Here is an 18,537-nt window from a genome sequence, read left to right on the forward strand (position 1 = left end):
ACTATATAATGAAAGGTGATGTTAAAATCATAAGTTATCTCAATAAATTATTGGGAAATGAGCTTGTCGCAATAAACCAGTATTTTCTCCATGCGAGAATGTTCAAAAACTGGGGCCTCAAACGTCTGAATGACGTTGAATATCATGAATCTATCGATGAGATGAAGCACGCTGATAAGTATATTGAGCGTATTCTCTTTCTGGAAGGGCTACCTAATCTGCAGGATCTTGGCAAACTTGGCATCGGCGAAGATGTTGAGGAGATGCTGCGTTCCGATCTGAGGCTCGAACTGGAAGGGGCAAAAGATCTGCGTGAAGCTATCGCCTATGCTGATAGTGTTCACGATTATGTCAGTCGTGACATGATGATTGAGATCCTTGCCGATGAGGAAGGCCATATCGACTGGCTGGAGACCGAACTCGATCTTATTGATAAGCTCGGTATCCAGAACTACCTGCAGGCGCAAATTCGCGACGAAGGGTAGCTATCACAGAGTATACCAGCAGAAGTAACCCCAGCTACATAATGCCAGCGCCGGACCGAAAGGGACGGCGCCATTAAGGCGTTTGTTTTTCAGCCAAAGTACCAGCCCATAAATAACGCCCAGTACTGATGCAGCGTAAAGAATGACCGGCACACTGTGCCATCCGGTCCATGCGCCCGCCGCTGCCAGCAATTTGAAATCGCCAAAGCCTATTCCTTCTTTATGCCAAATTATCTGGACGAACCAGTAAATTAGCCACAAAATGAGGTAGCCAGCGACCGCGCCCAGTATGGCGTCTTCACAAGGAATGGTTTCATAAAAGACGTTAAAAAGCAGCCCAATCCAGAGTAGGGGTAAGGTGAGCTTGTCGGGCAACAAAAAGTGCTGTGAATCAATGACGCTCAGCGCAAGGGCAAACCAGAAATACAGAAAAAGCGCCAGTGCCAGTGCGGGTGATTCAGGATGAAGGGAATAGCAAAACATGGCCATTAACCCACAGCCGATTTCCAGCAAAAGATAGCGCCACGAGACGGGATGTGCGCAATGGCGACACTTCCCCTTCAGGCGTAACCAGCTAAATAATGGAATATTGTCGTACCATGCCAGCGGCGTGCGACACTGACAGCAGTGGGAAGCCGGCAGCCAGAGATTAAAATCACAAGACGCTTCATCAGATGTGTTTTGGTGTAGCACCATCAACGGAAGCCGCCAGGTGACCATTCCCATGGTGCTGCCCGCCACCAGACCGATGATGAGGAACAGTACGGTCACCGCGCTATCCATTCTTTTTCACCTCAATGACCAGACGTGTTAGCGTGATATTTTCAGCCGACTTTTTACTGGCATGGAATTCCAGCGCCGTAATACGCAGCCCATGATCAATCTGGATAGCGTCCAGCCAGCGCATGAAGTTTTCCATTTTGATGTCATCAGCATTGACCTCAATGTCGCCAGCATTCACCTGCTGGATCGTTGCGTCTAAACCCGCTTTTTTCAGGCTGCTGTTGATGAGATCTGCGGGTTTTCCGGCGGTTCTTTTTTCTGGCAGCAGACCGGCGGCGGCAACCTGTTTACCCAACCACTCTCCGTCGCTGCGTAACTTTTGACAACGGGACTGCAGCGTATCAATCGTCTGATCAAGCGGGCGATAGAGGCCAAACCAGAAAAGAACAATCAGGCTTAATATGCCTGAGAGGATGATGATCCGTTGTTCATGGGGAGGCTTTTGCCTGAATATGTTCAGCACATGGTTAATCATTTTTTATTATCCACATCCCCTGTTCATGTTTGTCGACCGTTAATACCAACCCTAATGTGTTCTCTTTAATAAACTGCTGTATTTGGTCCCCGTCGCTGGCAAAAAGAAAAAGTCGAAAGGATTTTTTTTGCGGGTCGTAGCTCATTCCCTCGAGCGCTATGTCGGGAAAACGCGTCAGGCTTGATTGCAGACGCAGCATAAGCGTTGACGGGGCCGGTGAGCGCTGCTGTAGCTGTTTTGGCAGGTAGGCCCGCAGGTTATTGCTATGCCGGTTTTCGGGAATATAGCGCTGCCATTGATGGGACAGGTTGTCCTTGAGCTGTGCTTCTATCTCGTGTAGCCGCCAATAACTGGCGGCCTGCACAAGCAACGCGACACCCGCGGCCAAGGCAATACCGCAAGCTGCGGCGAGCTTAAGGCGCGCAGCCCAGGCGGAAACCGCGGCCGGTGGACGGAGGTTGTCATGCAGAAGCGTCGTCGTATCTGCACCCGGATAAAGGGTCATGATGTGGCATTCTGGTTTCGCTATCGTATTCGGGTACGGGATCGGAAGAACACCATAGCGGGTTAGCTGCTGAGGAGGACAATGCGTCAGCACGTGAACAAGCCAGCTTTCTGTCAGCCGAGAGACGTTGCCATTTTGTGTTCTGAGGAGCCAGGCGTCGTGGTCTTTGAGTACTGTCCAACCGTCTTCTGCTGCTGGCAAACAGAGCACATCCAGCGTGGCTTTTGCTATGGTCAGACCGCAAGACGCCAGTGTACCAAGCTCCCCCTTAAGCCACACCTTGTCGATACCGGCGACCACGAGGCTTGTTCCTGCCTGGAAAAGTAGCGTCCAGTGCAGTGAGGGGGCGTTTTCATCCAGCGTTTCATCGGCAAGCCAGTGCAGCTTGCGATCGGTCAGTTCGTAATGTTCGTCGGGGATCTCAAGCGTTCTGCATATCGCTTTTTCGACAGGAATGAGTACATGCGTTTGCCGGGCGGCAGGATGAACAGCCAGTTCAGAGAGTTGCTCCCGTGGCAGCTGTTGTATGTCGCCACATTGGCTACCGTCAACGATGGCCCATTCCACAGGTGTCTGCGGCTGGCTTCCCAGACGAATGAGTAGCGTTTCTGCACAAGGCACCGTTTTATTCTTCATGTTCGCCATCCGTAAGCTGGCGCAAATAGATCCCAATGGTTTTCTTCTTGTCATCATAATAAAAAAATGTTCGCATACCTGAAGTCAGCTCCCCTTCACGTACGGTAGTGGTCGTCACAAAATAGTGGCTAGTGATGGTCAGATACTTTTTAAGCGAGTCCACTCGCTCTTTGGCAGCGCTATAATCTTGCTGCGCCTGATAGATAAAGGCATCGACCGTTTTCCATCCCTCCTGGGGACGTTTTTTGATTAAGGCTTTGGCATCCGATGTGCTGATATCATTGAGAAAAAGTGCGGCTAGCAGCGGGGCCTTATCCTCCGTTAACGTATTGATATTAATGATTAAGTCGCTGCTGAAGGCTGTACACACAAATGGCGTCAGTTTTCGATAAATAGCCTCTGTCACTCCTCTTAATGTGCGTATTTCGGCGGGTAAAAAGAGCATCTGATTCGCGGTCAGAAGTGCAATATTGTTTTGATGGTAATACTCGTCTTCAGCTCCTTTCGTGCGCGGTGAGCTGTCGCCGTCAATGTTATCCGCCACGGACTGGGTTATCTCATCAGCACGACCTTTTTCGATTCCGAGTTTATCCAGCAGCGCTTCAAACACGCTGATTTCATAGGGCAGTGTCGCCATCAGGTCAACGGGGGTACTCTCCAGCGCGTTCAGATTAAAGCAGTTTTGCAGATCGTCGGTACGCCAGCTGACTCTTGTGTTTTCACCCGGCTCGGCCTCACCCGATAAACGCTCCTCATCGTGTTTTAATACCCCGGCGGTGGCTTCCCCTTCGGCATAGAGCAGGGCGTATTTTGCCTGTATAAAGTCGCTGGTTCGCCTGCTGCGCTGAAGCTGGGTTTGAAAGCTCACCGTCATTTCAGCCGCCAGAGCGGCCATCAGTGCCAGAATCATGAGCACAATAAGCAATGCGGCTCCTTTCTGCGCCTTCATTTGCTTGCCTCGGTGCGTTGAGCCGTTTGTTGTTTCTCAGGGATCCAACCAGGAAGAATAAACAGGCGGCGGAGGGTTTCCTTGTTTTTTTGCTCAAGCGTAATGGCAACCGTCGTAGATATGCTGTTGCCTTCTGCCAGCGCCATCGCTGCGGAAAAATGGGTAATGCCGGACAGCAACGCACGCGGAGCCTGGTCCTCTTTATTATCTGGAGCGTATTTCACCGCGCGGTATAACGTTTCATCCTGCACATACCAGTGCACCGTGGCGAGCACGTACGCCGCGTCAAAAGGCCGGGTGGCATCCCGTAGCTGTGTTGTGAAGATGACGTCATCTGATCTACTCGTAAACGTCTGTTGAGTTTGACGATTCTTTCGCGGAACATATTGCATTAGGTCATTTTCAAGCAGTAGCAGGGTGTACTGTAACGCATGAAAGTTCTCTGCTATCTTTTGGGCGCGTTGGTGTTGCTCCGATGCCTGGGAAAACACCATTGAGGCCAGAAAGCTGAGCGTCGAGAATATGGCGACGGCCAGCATGACTTCCAGAAGCGTGAAACCGCGCTGCCTGCTATTCATCCTTTTCCTCTTTATCCTCAGATACCGGGACCCATGCATCAAGGGTCACCGACCTCCCCCCCGGTGATTGCACGCGGATTTGGTTACTTGTTAAGGACGACGAGGATTGCGGCGTACTGGTAAGTTGCCAGGAGAAGGCCTGATTCAACTGTGTTGCCTGTCCCGACTTGATTGCACTCTGCTCGCACCAGGCTGTAATCAACTGGTTATCCGCAACCCAAAGCGCCAGCATCTCTTGTCTCAGGGTGTCCAGAGCCGTAAGCTGCCACTGCATACTGCTGACCAACCCTGTGACTGCAGTAGCAAAAATCACCAATGCCAGTAATACCTCAAGCAGAAGCATGCCTTGCTGTCTCACTCCGCCTCCTTAAGCTGGGTTATATCCAGCGGCAGTGAGCCGAAGCACCGCACTCTAAGGATTTTTTCGCCCCTCTCATTTCTGAAAAGCAGGGAAAACGGCGTTATCTGACCATCGGGCAGAATGACAATTTGCGGCGTAGCATCTTTCGTTGAAGGCGTCAGCTCGGGACGAACAGGTCCTTCCCATTCACCCTGCAGCGGTAAGCTGTCGTGCTCCGGCACGGCTTCCCACTGCCAGCCGCCACGCGCGTTTTTCTGTGGAAGGTGAAGTAACCAACCCTCTTCAGATAGCTGCAGAGCAGCAGCGTGTTTTTCAAGCAGCGCAAGGTCAGTCGCATATTCAACCGTCTGCCGGAATGTGTCGACGTGCTGGCGTAGCTTTCCCGCGGCGCTTAGACGATCGCTTTGCATCGCCGTAACGCTACCGCTGCAGTGGCGAGAATGACCATCACCAGCATCACTTCCAGCAATGTGAATCCTTTCTGATGAACCATGATTAGCGTTCTTTTTTATCATTATCCCAGTTGGTTACGTCGTCTGACGTACCCACTTCGCCATCAGGACCGGCAGAGCTGATATCGATTGCACTGTGCTCACCAGGGCTTACCAGGATGTACTCATTGCCCCATGGGTCTGCGGGCAGGCGCCGTATATAGCCATCTGCATTGTAATTTTCTGCCAGAGGTGAAAGCGTCGGGGCTTCTATAAGCGCTTCCATACCTTGCTCTGTCGTGGGGTAGCGATGGTTATCCAGCTTGAACATATCAAGGGCGTTTTCGAGGGCGACAATGTCAGTAACGGCTTTTTGACGGTCGGCACGATCTTTGTTGCCCATCAGATTCGGTACGACCAGGCTCGCCAGTACGCCCAGAATCACGATGACCACCATGAGTTCCATCAACGTAAAACCGCGCTGCATGTTTACTTTGCGTCTATCCATAACGTTTCCTTAGTTCATCAATGAGTTAAGTTGTAAAATCGGTTGCATGACCGCCACGACAATAAACAGGACGATAGCGGCCATGACGACAATCAGCGCGGGTTCAAAAATCGCCAGCGTCATCGTGATACGGTTTTGTAACTGCACTTCCTGGTTATCCGTCGCCCGCTGCATGAGCTCTCCGAGCTGACCGCTTTTTTCTCCCGAGGCAATCATGTAGAGCATCATGGGGGGGAATATTTGGGTTTTTTCAAGCGACTGGCTGACGCTGTTTCCCTGCCGTACGCTTTCCGCAGCTTCGCTGAGCCGTTGACGTATCTCCTGATTGGTAACCCCTTCTGCCGATAGCGTCATTCCCTGCAGTAGCGGAACGCCGCTGACGTTGAGAATACTGAGCGCGCGTAAGTAACGAGCACTGTCTATCGCGCAAAGCAAGGGGGCGGTAAATCGCATGTGAATTAACTGTCGGTGGAAGCGATGCCGGTTTCCTTCCCGCTTCAGCCAGTACGAGAACAGCCCCCCTCCGGCAACGACGAGGAGCACTATCCACGGGCTGTATGACGACAAAAAGTGGCTGATGGCAAGTAATGTCCGTGTGGTCAGCGGTAGCGCATGTTTGAGATGAATAAACTGTGCGGCGACTTTAGGCACCACGGCGGTAAGCAATATCACCACCACCAGAATCGCTACCGTGGTGAGTAAAGATGGATAAATTAACGCCTGCATAAGCTTGCTACGCATTCGTTGGCGGGCTTCATTGAAATCAGCCAGCCTTTCAAGCACGGCCCCGGGCTGTCCTACAGTTTCACCCGCTTTTACCAGTGTGCAGTAGACGGTATCAAACAGGCGAGGGTGCTGTTGCATCGCGGCGGAAAGGGACTGCCCTTCAAGTACAGACTGGCGAAGCGTACCGATAATACCGACAATATTTTTGCTCTCTTTTTGTTGCTGAATTGCTGCGAGCGCTTCATCCAGCGGCAGTGCCGCTGCCATCAGAGTCGCGAGTTGACGGGTAAAAAGCGTCAGCTCGGCGTGACTCACTCGTACTGGAAAGAGCTGTAGCTTTACCCTGTTCCGTTGCTGTTTAATTGACTCCGGTAGCAGCGACTTGCTCCTGAGCTGCGCGACCATATCCCGTTCGCTTTCGGCATCGCTTACACCGGTATGACGATTGCCTTTTTCATCAGTGGCTACCCAGCGAAATTTCATTCACTTTCCTCCGCCGACGCTTGCTCTTCTGACGTTACACGCAATACCTCTTCCAGTGAGGTCAGTCCTTGCGCTGCAGCACGCAGGCCATTTGCCAGTAAGCTGCGGTGGTTCTGGCGCTGGAGCTGGACGAGCTGTTGCTCATTGATCTCTGCATGCACGGCTTCGCGTATGTCAGGCGTCATAACTAATAGCTCATGAATTGCCAGACGCCCCTGATAGCCGCTCTGCCGGCAGGCATTACAGCCGCTAGCCTGCCAGAGCTGAGAAGCGTCAACGCCCTGCGCCAGCAATAATTGCTGCTGTTGAGAGGTGACCGGATGAGGTGATTTGCACTGCTGACAGAGACGTCTTACCAGGCGTTGGGCAATTACGCCAACCAGCGAGGACGAGAGCAGGAAGGATTCTGTACCCATATCACGCAGGCGGGTAACGGCGCCGCTGGCGCTGTTGGTGTGTAGAGTGGAAAGGACCAGGTGCCCCGTCAGGGAGGCCTGTACGGCAATTTGAGCCGTTTCGGCATCGCGGATTTCGCCTACCATCACCACATCAGGATCCTGGCGTAATATCGCGCGCAGCCCACGGGCAAATGACATATCCACGCGTGTATTGACCTGCGTCTGGCCGATGCCTTCTAACTCGTACTCAATCGGATCTTCTACGGTGAGAACGTTACGCTCAGGGCTATTGAGCGCGGAAAGAAGGGCGTACAGAGTGGTGCTTTTCCCGGAACCCGTGGGACCCGTGACCAGAATAATGCCGTGAGGCAGGGCAATAAGCCGCTTTAGATCGCGAATGTCTTCCACAGACATATCCAGCTTGTCGAGCGACAGCCGCAGGCTGGTTTTATCCAGCAGACGTAACACAACCCGTTCACCGTGCTGAGAAGGCAGAGTAGAAACGCGCACATCGACGTTTCGATTACCTATCTTTAAGGTGATACGACCGTCCTGCGGCAGCCGCTTTTCGGCAATATCCAGCCTGGCCATAATTTTGATGCGAGAGATGAACAACGCGGCCAGCTTTTTATTTGGCTGGACGACCGGGCGCAATACGCCGTCCACCCGGAAGCGGATGCTCATCGTTTTTTCAAACACTTCGATATGAATATCGGAGGCATGCTCCTTAAGCGCTTCGCTGAGTACGGCGTTAATGAGCCTGATAACGGGCGCATCTGATTGCTCGTTAAGCAGATCTTCATTTGTCGGGATCTCATCGGAGAGGGCGCTGAGATCGTCCGAGTTATTAATATCTTCCGCAATGAGCTGGGCCGTGCCGCTATTTTGCTGGTAAAGATGCTCCAGCTTTTCCGTAAACTGCTGAGGGGTGAGTTGGGTAAAGCGAGTGCAGTCGGGAGCCACGGATGCTACCTCGAGCAGATCCTCAAGCGTAGCACCCGCCGTGTAGAACAGCTCCTGCTGATGAGCGGCAATGTTTATGCGCTGCGCTTTTTTCCATGCGTACAGATTCATTTCGTACGCTCTTCCCTGAAAGGATTTTTGGCGGCTGGTACGGTTGGAGGGTTGTCAAACGCGCGCTCGTCCAGCTCATCTATACCATCGACATGAATCAGTTTACCGCTCTGTTTATTGCTTCTCTCCTTCTGCATATCCCTGTAACCATTATATTTATCCCGTGAGAGTGAACGGTAAATTTCGTCGTCTCTGATTATGGTTGGACGGATGAAGACCATCAGATTGCGTTTGCTTTTTTCATTATAGGTGTAGCGGAAGAGCTGCCCGATCAAAGGGATATCACCCAACAGAGGAACCTTTGAGACCTCCTGTTTACTGGTATCATCCATCAAACCGCCCAGCACTACGGTTTCGCCGCTTTTGACCAGAACCGCGTTCTGCACGGTGCGGGTGTTAAAGGTCGGACCAAGTGATGAAGAGGTTGTCGAGGAGTCGACGCTGGAAACCTCTTGTTCGATCTCCATCAAAACAGAGTCGCCCTCGTTGATTTGAGGCGTTACCTTCAGCTTTGTCCCAACAGTTTTACGCTCGACGGTGTTGTAAATGTTATCGCCCGAGGTGGTTTGCGAGCCTGAGAGTACGGGAACGTCCTGACCAACGTTGAACGAGGCTTCTTTGTTATCGAGCGTCACGATGCTCGGGGTGGAAAGGATATCGTTTTTATTGTCGGTATTAAGCGCGGTCAGGAGAACTCCCCAGTCGCCGTTGAAAAAGCCAGCCGCGAGACCGCTGTAGTTACTGAAGAGATTGTAAGCCGGGTTGTCGCTGGTCATGCCACCCTGAGCCTTATATTCTTTGATACCCTGCGCCGCGTTAAATATCGGCAAGCCGGTTTTGGTAAACTGTTGTCCACCAACGTTTTTGTTTGCCCACTGAACGCCCAGATTAAGACCTTTACCGTCCTGAACTTCCACGATAATCGCTTCAACAAGCACCTGGGCTCGTCGAATATCCAGTTTTGCAATAACATCTCCCAACTGTTGCAGGATCCCCTGATCGGCGGTGACCACCAGAGAGTTGGTCTGTTCATCTGCAGTAATTGAAATACCGTTACCGCTGCTGCTGCTGGTGGTGGCTTTGGCTGTACCGCCTTTCTCATCCTGTAACTTTTGCGTGACGCCAGTCAGGACCTCGACAAGCTTGTCAGCCTTGGCGTATTTCAAATACCAGACACGGGTGTTGCCTTGCCCCTGATCCTGCGTATCAAGGCGCGAAATAAGCTGCATAACCCGTGCACGTGCACGATCCGAACCGCTGACGATAAGAGCGTTCGTTCTTTTGTCGGCAACGATGCGCGTCTGGAGGGTGGCTGGTTTCGCCTCTTTTCCGCTTTCTCGCGACAGGTCAGTAAGCACATCGGCCAGATCGGTGGCTGAAGCGTACTTCAAAGGGATGATTTGCTCTTTTTCATCCCCCATCACATCGACGCGCTTAATCACCTCAAGCAGCCGGTTTACGGTTGATGCCTTACCGGTAATGATCAATGCGTTTGAAGGTTCATAGTGCACGACGTTACCCACGCCGCCGCCATCAAGCATCTGGCGCAGCAGAGGAGACAAGGCGCGGGCGGGGACGTTTTCCAGCGAAACGATACGGGTAACCAGTTCATCACCCCTGCCAGGTTTGGCGCCTGTAGAAAGTCTTCCAGGTAAGGTCTTAGCCTTTTCGGAGCGCACAACTTTCAGCAAGCCATTATCGAGACTGATGAGTGAGAAACCATACAGATCCAGTACGCTCAGGAAAAACTGATAATATTCTTCTTCATCAAACGTATCAGCGCTTCTGACGGAGATAGTCGCCTTCACGTCTGGATCAATCAGAATGGTCTTGCCTGTATTCTGCCCCACAATATTGACGAATGTTTCTATGTCAGCGCCATTAAAGTTAGCAGTGTAATCCGCTGATAATGCGGGCTTACAGGTGACAATTAGCAGTAATGCCAGCGAGATAGCTTTCAGACGCTGGCCTCGAAAAATCCCTTCCATTTAGTTTTCCTTTCCGTCCTGGAATTGGTGAACTGAAACATTAATTACTCGTGGTGATGCATTTCTTAATAGGGTGAGCTGGGCCATCTGAAGATGCTTAAGCATCTCCTGCGCTTTCTCAATATTGGCCTGCTGCGTTAACGAAACGTTATTTATCTTAATAGCGACGTCTCCCGGCTCAAGAGACGCTCGAGAAAACAATGTTGCCTTATTACGGGGTAGCAGGCGTAAACCGCGCAAGGCATTTTTATCGAATACCGGGTTGGTCTCAATAAAATCAGATAACGCTGCAGTTGCCTGATGCGTCTCCTGATTAGCGCTCACCGATGACGCTATCAAATCGTCCAGTAATGTAAGCTGCTGAGTATGTCCCTCTGATGAGAAGATCACCTTGTTCTTTGTGATGTCTGCTATCCGCACATTGCTGGACGATTTCAGACGATCGTTGATGGCATAACTACTCTGTTGACCATCTTCATCAAGAATTGCACGTGAAACTAATCTATCCGTACTATGAATAATTCCGTACAGATGAACCCCGGATAAGACATCCTCTTTTGGCGTTAATGTTGTCATTTCAGACGTTTCTGTTGCCACGGATGACAAATTCCATTTATATATTCCGCTCGTTTTATTCACCTTGCTTATAATATCAGTGTGTTCACGCAATGCGCTATTTTCAACCCACAGAGCATATCCGCTGTGTATGGTTATCAGAATGCATATAACGCTCGCCAATGTAATTAGCAGGTAAAATGCATTATAAAGTAACGGGCTTTTTAATGTGAGGGGCACAGTATTCATACATTCATTATTAAGAACGACTAAAAAGTCAGGCTATATCTTGTTAATGCTTGCGATAATATAATTGGCCTCTCGTAAGCAGCAAGTAGTTTGCGACCATATGGCTTTATTTTAGGAATAGATTAATTTTTGAGGTCAATACGCATGCTCAAGGATGAACCGATAGATTTTAATACTACCCGGCACGAACGGATGTTTGAGAGTCTTCTTACGACGCTTACGTATGAACACTGGGTGGTACTGCAGGGAGAGAAAGGCAGTGGGAAAAGTACGCTGGTGCGCGGCATGCTCGCCGCCTGGCCACATCGGGTCATTACGATCTGTCCGGTTAATAGCAAGGGTTATCGGTGGGAATTAACTGTCATTGCTGATACTCAGGATGCGGGTAATTTAACCGGACGCTCGTTTGCCTTAGCTTCACTCTGGCCTGAGCTACTGCATGCTTTGGAAGTGATGCCAGGAAGACTGCCGTTGTTTGTTCTGGAAGATGGGCATCGGTTAACTAAAAACCTTATGGCTACGGTAAACGCATTCACGGCGCTAATGCCAACGGCCCGTTTATTGCTAACTGGCAGGTTTACCCGCTGCCAGCAACGCCAGCTACGCATGAATCATCCTGTTTGGTTCGATATCGCCTCCGCTAACCTTAAAGACTTTCGACAAGTGATGGCTTCCCATGCTGGCGTGGATCTCGCTTGTGGAAATCCGTTTCCCGATACGTTCATCCGGAAGATTATGAAGCGCAGCCGGGGCGATTTACGCTTAGCGGCCCGTGCGGGACGTTTTTTCTATAAGAGATATGAGGAGTGCGACGAGCCGCATGCGCTTATCTCGCATTCTCAACAACACGACGCATTACGCCTGCTGCCATCGCCTCGACGCAGGGGGCTGTTGTGTATGGCGTTGATTGTTACCGCCGCAATATGGGGAAGCGCTGGCGGGTATTTCTCTCAACCGTTGTCCCGCTGGTTACCTTCTCCCGAAACGCTGCTACCCACATCACCCGCTGTTAAGGACGCGCCGTCTCTTGTTTCGCACAGAATGTCTTCTAATGAATCGCTCGCGTTGCTGTATAGCGTCTGGGGTTATGAGGTGGACAAGAGTGAAGCCTGGTGCGACCAGGCATACCGTGCAGGCATGGCGTGCGTGTCAGGTAAGGAAAATCTGGCATCCCTGATGGCTCAAAGCCTGCCATGGATTGCCACTCTGGAAATCGATAACGCCAGCATTCCGGTTGTTATCATCGGAGAAGGAGAGGGGGCAATCATCGCATTGTCTGCGGGTAAAACCTGGCTCCTGGATAAAGCCTGGTTCAGTAATGTATGGAAGGGAAGCTATACGCTGATGTGGAAGCCATCACCCGATGGCAACGCGAGTATCACAAAGAAAAGCAGCATCGATGATGTCGCGTGGCTCGATACAATGCTGAGCCGTGTGTTGAACGTTGAGGCAGAAAATACAGGCGAGTGGAGTCCAATGCTAACTGAGAAGATCCGCCAGTTTCAGACGCAAAACAACATTAAGGCCGATGGCGTAATGGGCAAGGTCACTCTTATCCGGCTGTGGCAAGTGCTGGGTGAAAGTCCAAAGCTGACGCATGAAGGAGCGAAGGTATGAGCCTGAACCAGGACAGTTACCATAATGAGGAAAATAGCTTTATCCACCCGGAAATGCCGACGTCGAATTGGCGGCGAGCTCACATTGCAGTGTGTTGGCTGGTCTATAGTGCTGCCCTGGCGGTGTTAGGCTATTACGTACACGGCCGCTTTGCCGTGAATGTGCGTCCTGAATCTGTGGCCCAGAACTACCGTCTCTCAGACGCGCACTATATATATAAGAAACAACCTTTGCCGTTACCAGAGGATAGTACGGAAGAGATGAGTACGGATGAGGGCGACATTGAGCAGCAGCCCGCGACGGAGGAACCTGCTGAAGATATCGATCTTAAAGCCAGGGTGAAGCAGGCGATGGCTGAACTCGACCAGCAATGAAAGAAGCAACAAAAGGTGGGTCATTATCGACACACCTGGCTTGCATTAAGTCTGGAAATACGTATAATGCGCGGGCTTGTCGTAATCGACGGCTGGTTCAATCTGAACCGGGGTAACTCATTTTGTTGCTCAACAATGCCCCCAATTGGGGGGCTACGTAAGAACGGTTACACTCTCCCATCAATCGTAATGGGTTTGAGTAGTGATCATTTTCGTTTATAAAATAATTGGAGCTCTGGTCTCATGCAGAACCAAAGAATCCGTATCCGCCTGAAAGCGTTTGATCATCGTCTGATCGATCAATCAACCGCGGAAATCGTCGAGACTGCTAAGCGCACTGGTGCGCAAGTCCGTGGTCCGATCCCGCTGCCGACCCGCAAAGAGCGCTTTACCGTTCTGATCTCTCCGCACGTTAACAAAGACGCGCGCGATCAGTACGAAATTCGCACTCACAAGCGTCTGGTTGACATCGTTGAGCCAACTGAAAAAACCGTTGATGCTCTGATGCGTCTGGACCTGGCTGCCGGTGTAGACGTGCAGATCAGCCTGGGTTAATCAGGTCATCGAGCGATTGAGAGGTTGATACAATGATTGGTTTAGTCGGTAAAAAAGTGGGTATGACCCGCATCTTCACTGAAGATGGCGTATCTATCCCAGTAACCGTAATCGAAGTTGAAGCAAACCGCGTTACTCAGGTTAAAGATCTGGCTAACGATGGCTACCGCGCTGTTCAGGTTACCACTGGTGCTAAAAAAGCTAGCCGTGTGACCAAACCAGAAGCGGGCCACTTCGCTAAAGCTGGCGTAGAAGCTGGCCGTGGTCTGTGGGAATTCCGTCTTGCTGAAGGCGAAGAGTTCACCGTAGGTCAGGACATTAGCGTTGAACTGTTTGCTGAAGTTAAAAAAGTTGACGTAACCGGTACCTCTAAAGGTAAAGGTTTTGCTGGTACCGTTAAGCGCTGGAATTTCCGTACCCAAGACGCTACGCACGGTAACTCCTTGTCTCACCGCGTTCCGGGTTCTATCGGTCAGAACCAGACTCCGGGCAAAGTGTTCAAAGGCAAGAAAATGGCAGGTCAGCTGGGTAACGAACGTGTGACCGTTCAGAGCCTGGACGTAGTACGTGTTGACGCTGAGCGCAACCTGCTGCTGGTTAAAGGTGCAGTTCCGGGTGCAACCGGTAGCGACCTGATCGTTAAACCAGCTGTGAAGGCGTAAGGGGATAGCAATGGAATTAGTATTGAAAGACGCGCAGAGCGCGCTGACTGTTTCCGAAACTACCTTCGGTCGTGATTTCAACGAAGCGCTGGTTCACCAGGTTGTTGTTGCTTATGCAGCTGGTGCTCGTCAGGGCACTCGTGCTCAGAAGACTCGTGCTGAAGTAACTGGTTCCGGTAAAAAACCGTGGCGCCAGAAAGGTACCGGCCGTGCGCGTTCAGGTTCTATCAAGAGCCCGATCTGGCGTTCAGGTGGCGTGACCTTTGCTGCACGTCCGCAGGACCACAGTCAAAAAGTTAATAAAAAGATGTACCGCGGCGCGCTGAAAAGCATCCTGTCCGAACTGGTACGTCAGGATCGTCTGATCGTTGTCGAATCATTCTCTGTTGAAGCGCCTAAAACTAAGCTGCTGGCACAGAAACTGAAAGACATGGCTCTGGAAGATGTGCTGATCATCACCGGTGAGCTGGACGAGAACCTGTTCCTCGCTGCACGTAACCTGCACAAGGTTGACGTACGTGATGCGACTGGTATCGACCCGGTTAGCCTGATCGCCTTCGACAAAGTCGTAATGACTGCTGATGCTGTTAAGCAAGTTGAGGAGATGCTGGCATGATTCGTGAAGAACGTCTGCTGAAGGTGCTTCGTGCACCGCACGTTTCTGAAAAAGCGTCTGCTGCGATGGAAAAAACTAACACCATCGTTCTCAAAGTTGCTAAAGACGCGACCAAAGCAGAAATCAAAGCTGCTGTGCAGAAACTGTTTGAAGTCGAAGTCGAAGTCGTTAACACCCTGGTTGTTAAAGGGAAAGTTAAACGTCAAGGACAGCGTATCGGTCGTCGTAGCGACTGGAAAAAAGCTTACGTCACCCTTAAAGAAGGCCAGAATCTGGACTTCGTTGGCGGCGCTGAGTAAGTCGGAGGAGTAATACAATGGCAGTTGTTAAATGTAAACCGACATCTCCGGGTCGTCGCCACGTTGTTAAAGTGGTCAACCCTGAGCTGCACAAGGGCAAACCTTTTGCTCCGTTGCTGGAAAAAAACAGCAAATCCGGTGGTCGTAACAACAATGGCCGTATCACCACTCGTCACATCGGTGGTGGCCACAAGCAGGCTTATCGTATTGTTGACTTCAAACGCAACAAAGACGGTATCCCAGCAGTTGTTGAGCGTCTTGAGTACGATCCGAACCGTTCCGCGAACATCGCGCTGGTTCTGTACAAAGATGGCGAACGCCGTTACATTCTGGCCCCTAAAGGCCTGAAAGCTGGCGACCAGATTCAGTCTGGCGTTGATGCTGCAATCAAAGCAGGTAACACCCTGCCGATGCGCAATATCCCGGTTGGTTCTACCGTTCATAACGTAGAAATGAAACCAGGTAAAGGCGGTCAGCTGGCGCGTTCCGCAGGTACTTACGTTCAGATCGTTGCTCGTGATGGTGCTTATGTCACCCTGCGTCTGCGTTCTGGTGAAATGCGTAAAGTCGAAGCAGACTGCCGCGCTACTCTGGGCGAAGTTGGCAATGCTGAGCATATGCTGCGCGTTCTGGGTAAAGCAGGTGCTGCACGCTGGCGTGGTATTCGTCCTACCGTTCGCGGTACTGCGATGAACCCAGTCGATCACCCACATGGTGGTGGTGAAGGTCGTAACTTTGGTAAGCACCCGGTATCTCCGTGGGGCCTCCAGACCAAAGGTAAGAAGACCCGCAGCAACAAGCGTACTGATAAATTTATCGTACGTCGCCGTAGCAAATAATTTTAGAGGATAAGCCATGCCACGTTCTCTCAAGAAAGGTCCTTTTATTGACCTGCACTTGCTGAAGAAGGTAGAGAAAGCGGTGGAAAGCGGAGACAAGAAGCCCCTGCGCACTTGGTCCCGTCGTTCAACGATCTTTCCTAACATGATCGGTTTGACCATCGCTGTCCATAATGGTCGTCAGCACGTTCCAGTCTTTGTTACCGACGAAATGGTCGGTCACAAACTGGGTGAATTCGCACCGACTCGTACTTATCGCGGCCACGCTGCTGATAAAAAAGCGAAGAAGAAATAAGGTAGGAGGAAGAGATGGAAACTTTAGCTCAACATCGCCATGCTCGTTCTTCTGCTCAGAAGGTTCGCCTTGTTGCTGACCTGATTCGCGGTAAGAAAGTGTCGCAGGCCCTGGACATCCTGACCTATACCAACAAGAAAGCTGCGGTATTGGTCAAGAAAGTACTGGAATCTGCCATTGCTAATGCTGAACACAACGATGGCGCTGACATCGACGATCTGAAAGTTGCGAAAATTTTCGTAGATGAAGGCCCAAGCATGAAGCGCATTATGCCGCGTGCGAAAGGTCGTGCAGATCGCATCCTGAAGCGCACCAGCCACATTACTGTGGTTGTGTCCGATCGCTGAGACTCTGGAGACTAGCAATGGGTCAGAAAGTACATCCTAATGGTATTCGCCTGGGTATTGTAAAACCATGGAACTCAACCTGGTTTGCGAACACCAAAGAATTCGCTGACAACCTGGACAGCGATTTTAAAGTACGTCAGTACCTGACTAAGGAACTGGCTAAAGCGTCTGTATCTCGTATCGTTATCGAGCGTCCAGCTAAGAGCATCCGTGTGACCATTCACACTGCTCGCCCTGGCATCGTTATCGGTAAGAAAGGCGAAGACGTAGAAAAACTGCGCAAGGTCGTAGCGGATATCGCTGGCGTTCCTGCACAGATCAATATCGCTGAAGTTCGTAAGCCTGAACTGGACGCAAAATTGGTTGCTGACAGCATCACTTCTCAGCTGGAACGTCGTGTTATGTTCCGCCGTGCGATGAAGCGTGCTGTACAGAACGCAATGCGTCTGGGCGCTAAAGGTATCAAAGTTGAAGTTAGCGGCCGTCTGGGCGGCGCGGAAATCGCACGTACCGAATGGTACCGTGAAGGTCGCGTACCGCTGCACACTCTGCGTGCTGACATTGACTACAACACCTCTGAAGCGCACACCACTTACGGTGTAATCGGCGTTAAGGTATGGATCTTCAAAGGTGAGATCCTGGGTGGTATGGCTGCTGTTGAACAACCGGAAAAACCGGCTGCGCAACCTAAAAAGCAGCAGCGTAAAGGCCGTAAATAAGGAGCGTCGCTGATGTTACAACCAAAGCGTACAAAATTCCGTAAAGTGCACAAAGGCCGCAACCGTGGTCTGGCGCAGGGTACGGATGTTAGCTTCGGCACTTTCGGTCTGAAAGCTGTTGGCCGTGGTCGTCTGACTGCACGTCAGATCGAAGCAGCACGTCGTGCAATGACCCGTGCAGTTAAGCGTCAAGGTAAGATCTGGATCCGTGTATTCCCGGACAAACCGATCACCGAGAAGCCGCTGGAAGTTCGTATGGGTAAAGGTAAAGGTAACGTGGAGTACTGGGTTGCCTTGATCCAACCGGGTAAAGTCCTTTATGAAATGGACGGTGTTCCGGAAGAGCTGGCCCGTGAAGCCTTCGGCCTGGCAGCAGCGAAACTGCCTATCAAAACCACCTTTGTAACTAAGACGGTGATGTAATGAAAGCACAAGAGCTGCGTGAAAAAAGCGTTGAAGAGCTGAACGCTGAGCTGCTGAACCTGCTGCGTGAGCAGTTCAACCTGCGTATGCAGGCTGCAAGTGGCCAGCTGCAACAGACTCACCTGCTGAAGCAAGTGCGTCGCAATGTTGCACGCGTTAAGACTTTACTGACTCAGAAGGCGGGTGCGTAATGACCGATAAAATCCGTACTCTGCAAGGTCGTGTTGTTAGCGACAAAATGGAGAAATCCATCGTTGTCGCTATCGAACGTATTGTGAAACACCCGATCTACGGTAAATTCATCAAGCGTACGACCAAACTGCACGTACATGACGAGAACAACGAATGTGGTATCGGCGACAAGGTTGAAATCCGTGAATGCCGTCCACTGTCTAAGACTAAGTCCTGGACGCTGGTTCGCGTTGTAGAGAAAGCGGTTCTGTAATAGAGTACGCTCTCAATACGAATAAACGGCTCAGCGATGAGCCGTTTATTTTTTCTACCCATATTGTAGAAGCGGTGTTATAATGCCGCGCCCTCGATATGGGGCTTTTTAATGGCTCTGATTTTAGAGTCTCAGGTAGTAGTTGACATTAGCGGAGCACTG

The 18,537-nt window shown here is 51.0% G+C and carries 27 protein-coding genes; 14 read left to right on the forward strand and 13 right to left on the reverse strand.

What is annotated here, in order from left to right; genetic code table 11:
- Window positions 1–8 precede the first annotated feature (8 nt).
- Complete coding sequence (gene bfr, locus NL510_RS03015) at window positions 9–485, forward strand: bacterioferritin (protein ID WP_253381503.1); 477 nt, start codon at window positions 9–11, stop codon at window positions 483–485.
- Window positions 486–488: 3 nt separating this feature from the next.
- On the opposite strand, the gene NL510_RS03020 is transcribed toward bfr, so the two are convergent.
- Genes NL510_RS03020 through gspC form a run of 13 tightly spaced genes read right to left on the reverse strand, consistent with a single transcriptional unit; the run spans window position 489 to window position 11,184 of the window.
- Window positions 489–1,268, reverse strand: coding sequence for a prepilin peptidase (locus NL510_RS03020; RefSeq protein WP_253381505.1), 780 nt, complete (start codon window positions 1,266–1,268; stop codon window positions 489–491).
- Window positions 1,261–1,743 carry a type II secretion system protein M gene (locus NL510_RS03025; RefSeq protein ID WP_253381507.1) on the reverse strand — a complete coding sequence of 161 codons (483 nt, stop codon included), beginning with the start codon at window positions 1,741–1,743 and terminating at the stop codon, window positions 1,261–1,263. Before NL510_RS03025 ends, NL510_RS03020 begins: the two co-directional genes overlap by 8 nt.
- Entirely contained in the window at window positions 1,736–2,884 is a 1,149-nt protein-coding gene (gene gspL, locus NL510_RS03030; RefSeq protein WP_253381509.1) for a type II secretion system protein GspL, read from the reverse strand. The genes NL510_RS03025 and gspL overlap by 8 nt, the downstream gene beginning before the upstream one ends.
- The gene (gspK, locus tag NL510_RS03035) at window positions 2,874–3,833 is read right to left on the reverse strand and encodes a type II secretion system minor pseudopilin GspK (RefSeq protein WP_253381511.1); all 960 of its coding nucleotides are present in this window, start codon (window positions 3,831–3,833) and stop codon (window positions 2,874–2,876) included. The genes gspL and gspK overlap by 11 nt, the downstream gene beginning before the upstream one ends.
- A complete protein-coding gene (locus NL510_RS03040) occupies window positions 3,830–4,411 on the reverse strand; it encodes a PulJ/GspJ family protein (protein WP_253381513.1) in 582 nt (193 codons plus the stop codon). The genes gspK and NL510_RS03040 overlap by 4 nt, the downstream gene beginning before the upstream one ends.
- A complete protein-coding gene (gene gspI / locus NL510_RS03045) occupies window positions 4,404–4,769 on the reverse strand; it encodes a type II secretion system minor pseudopilin GspI (RefSeq protein WP_253381515.1) in 366 nt (121 codons plus the stop codon). Before gspI ends, NL510_RS03040 begins: the two co-directional genes overlap by 8 nt.
- Window positions 4,766–5,182, reverse strand: a complete 417-nt coding sequence (locus NL510_RS03050; RefSeq protein ID WP_253381517.1) for a GspH/FimT family pseudopilin — start codon at window positions 5,180–5,182, stop codon at window positions 4,766–4,768. The genes gspI and NL510_RS03050 overlap by 4 nt, the downstream gene beginning before the upstream one ends.
- Window positions 5,164–5,265, reverse strand: coding sequence for a prepilin-type N-terminal cleavage/methylation domain-containing protein (locus NL510_RS03055; RefSeq protein WP_253381519.1), 102 nt, complete (start codon window positions 5,263–5,265; stop codon window positions 5,164–5,166). Before NL510_RS03055 ends, NL510_RS03050 begins: the two co-directional genes overlap by 19 nt.
- 2 nt (window positions 5,266–5,267) lie before the next feature.
- Window positions 5,268–5,711, reverse strand: a complete 444-nt coding sequence (gene gspG / locus NL510_RS03060; protein ID WP_253381521.1) for a type II secretion system major pseudopilin GspG — start codon at window positions 5,709–5,711, stop codon at window positions 5,268–5,270.
- A 9-nt stretch (window positions 5,712–5,720) separates the two neighbouring features.
- Window positions 5,721–6,920 carry a type II secretion system inner membrane protein GspF gene (gene gspF, locus NL510_RS03065; RefSeq protein WP_253381523.1) on the reverse strand — a complete coding sequence of 400 codons (1,200 nt, stop codon included), beginning with the start codon at window positions 6,918–6,920 and terminating at the stop codon, window positions 5,721–5,723.
- Window positions 6,917–8,392 carry a type II secretion system ATPase GspE gene (gene gspE, locus NL510_RS03070; protein ID WP_253381525.1) on the reverse strand — a complete coding sequence of 492 codons (1,476 nt, stop codon included), beginning with the start codon at window positions 8,390–8,392 and terminating at the stop codon, window positions 6,917–6,919. Before gspE ends, gspF begins: the two co-directional genes overlap by 4 nt.
- A complete protein-coding gene (gene gspD, locus NL510_RS03075; protein ID WP_253381527.1) occupies window positions 8,389–10,380 on the reverse strand; it encodes a type II secretion system secretin GspD in 1,992 nt (663 codons plus the stop codon). The genes gspE and gspD overlap by 4 nt, the downstream gene beginning before the upstream one ends.
- Complete coding sequence (gene gspC, locus NL510_RS03080; RefSeq protein ID WP_253381529.1) at window positions 10,381–11,184, reverse strand: type II secretion system protein GspC; 804 nt, start codon at window positions 11,182–11,184, stop codon at window positions 10,381–10,383.
- 144 nt (window positions 11,185–11,328) lie between these two features.
- On the opposite strand from gspC, the gene NL510_RS03085 reads away from it, so the two are divergent.
- From NL510_RS03085 to rpsQ, 13 genes are all read left to right on the forward strand, one after another.
- A complete protein-coding gene (locus tag NL510_RS03085) occupies window positions 11,329–12,801 on the forward strand; it encodes an ExeA family protein (protein WP_253381531.1) in 1,473 nt (490 codons plus the stop codon).
- A complete protein-coding gene (locus tag NL510_RS03090; RefSeq protein ID WP_253381533.1) occupies window positions 12,798–13,175 on the forward strand; it encodes a type II secretion system protein GspB, cryptic system variant in 378 nt (125 codons plus the stop codon). The genes NL510_RS03085 and NL510_RS03090 overlap by 4 nt, the downstream gene beginning before the upstream one ends.
- Window positions 13,176–13,418: 243 nt before the next feature.
- Complete coding sequence (rpsJ, locus tag NL510_RS03095) at window positions 13,419–13,730, forward strand: 30S ribosomal protein S10 (RefSeq protein WP_001181005.1); 312 nt, start codon at window positions 13,419–13,421, stop codon at window positions 13,728–13,730.
- 32 nt (window positions 13,731–13,762) lie between these two features.
- Window positions 13,763–14,392, forward strand: coding sequence for a 50S ribosomal protein L3 (gene rplC, locus NL510_RS03100; RefSeq protein WP_034461783.1), 630 nt, complete (start codon window positions 13,763–13,765; stop codon window positions 14,390–14,392).
- A gap of 10 nt (window positions 14,393–14,402) precedes the next feature.
- A complete protein-coding gene (rplD, locus tag NL510_RS03105; RefSeq protein WP_003031119.1) occupies window positions 14,403–15,008 on the forward strand; it encodes a 50S ribosomal protein L4 in 606 nt (201 codons plus the stop codon).
- Window positions 15,005–15,307, forward strand: a complete 303-nt coding sequence (gene rplW, locus NL510_RS03110) for a 50S ribosomal protein L23 (protein WP_097164996.1) — start codon at window positions 15,005–15,007, stop codon at window positions 15,305–15,307. The genes rplD and rplW overlap by 4 nt, the downstream gene beginning before the upstream one ends.
- 17 nt (window positions 15,308–15,324) lie before the next feature.
- Window positions 15,325–16,146, forward strand: a complete 822-nt coding sequence (rplB, locus tag NL510_RS03115; protein WP_041142969.1) for a 50S ribosomal protein L2 — start codon at window positions 15,325–15,327, stop codon at window positions 16,144–16,146.
- A gap of 16 nt (window positions 16,147–16,162) precedes the next feature.
- Window positions 16,163–16,441, forward strand: coding sequence for a 30S ribosomal protein S19 (gene rpsS / locus NL510_RS03120; RefSeq protein ID WP_001138117.1), 279 nt, complete (start codon window positions 16,163–16,165; stop codon window positions 16,439–16,441).
- 14 nt (window positions 16,442–16,455) lie between these two features.
- Entirely contained in the window at window positions 16,456–16,788 is a 333-nt protein-coding gene (gene rplV, locus NL510_RS03125) for a 50S ribosomal protein L22 (protein WP_002919773.1), read from the forward strand.
- Between the two features lie 17 nt (window positions 16,789–16,805).
- Complete coding sequence (gene rpsC / locus NL510_RS03130; protein WP_000529945.1) at window positions 16,806–17,507, forward strand: 30S ribosomal protein S3; 702 nt, start codon at window positions 16,806–16,808, stop codon at window positions 17,505–17,507.
- A gap of 12 nt (window positions 17,508–17,519) precedes the next feature.
- Complete coding sequence (gene rplP, locus NL510_RS03135; protein ID WP_002919759.1) at window positions 17,520–17,930, forward strand: 50S ribosomal protein L16; 411 nt, start codon at window positions 17,520–17,522, stop codon at window positions 17,928–17,930.
- Window positions 17,930–18,121, forward strand: coding sequence for a 50S ribosomal protein L29 (rpmC, locus tag NL510_RS03140; RefSeq protein WP_253381535.1), 192 nt, complete (start codon window positions 17,930–17,932; stop codon window positions 18,119–18,121). The genes rplP and rpmC overlap by 1 nt, the downstream gene beginning before the upstream one ends.
- A complete protein-coding gene (gene rpsQ / locus NL510_RS03145; protein ID WP_008503489.1) occupies window positions 18,121–18,375 on the forward strand; it encodes a 30S ribosomal protein S17 in 255 nt (84 codons plus the stop codon). The genes rpmC and rpsQ overlap by 1 nt, the downstream gene beginning before the upstream one ends.
- Window positions 18,376–18,537: the final 162 nt, after the last annotated feature.

Source organism: unidentified bacterial endosymbiont, assembly GCF_918797525.1.
Taxonomy (GTDB): domain Bacteria; phylum Pseudomonadota; class Gammaproteobacteria; order Enterobacterales; family Enterobacteriaceae; genus Enterobacter.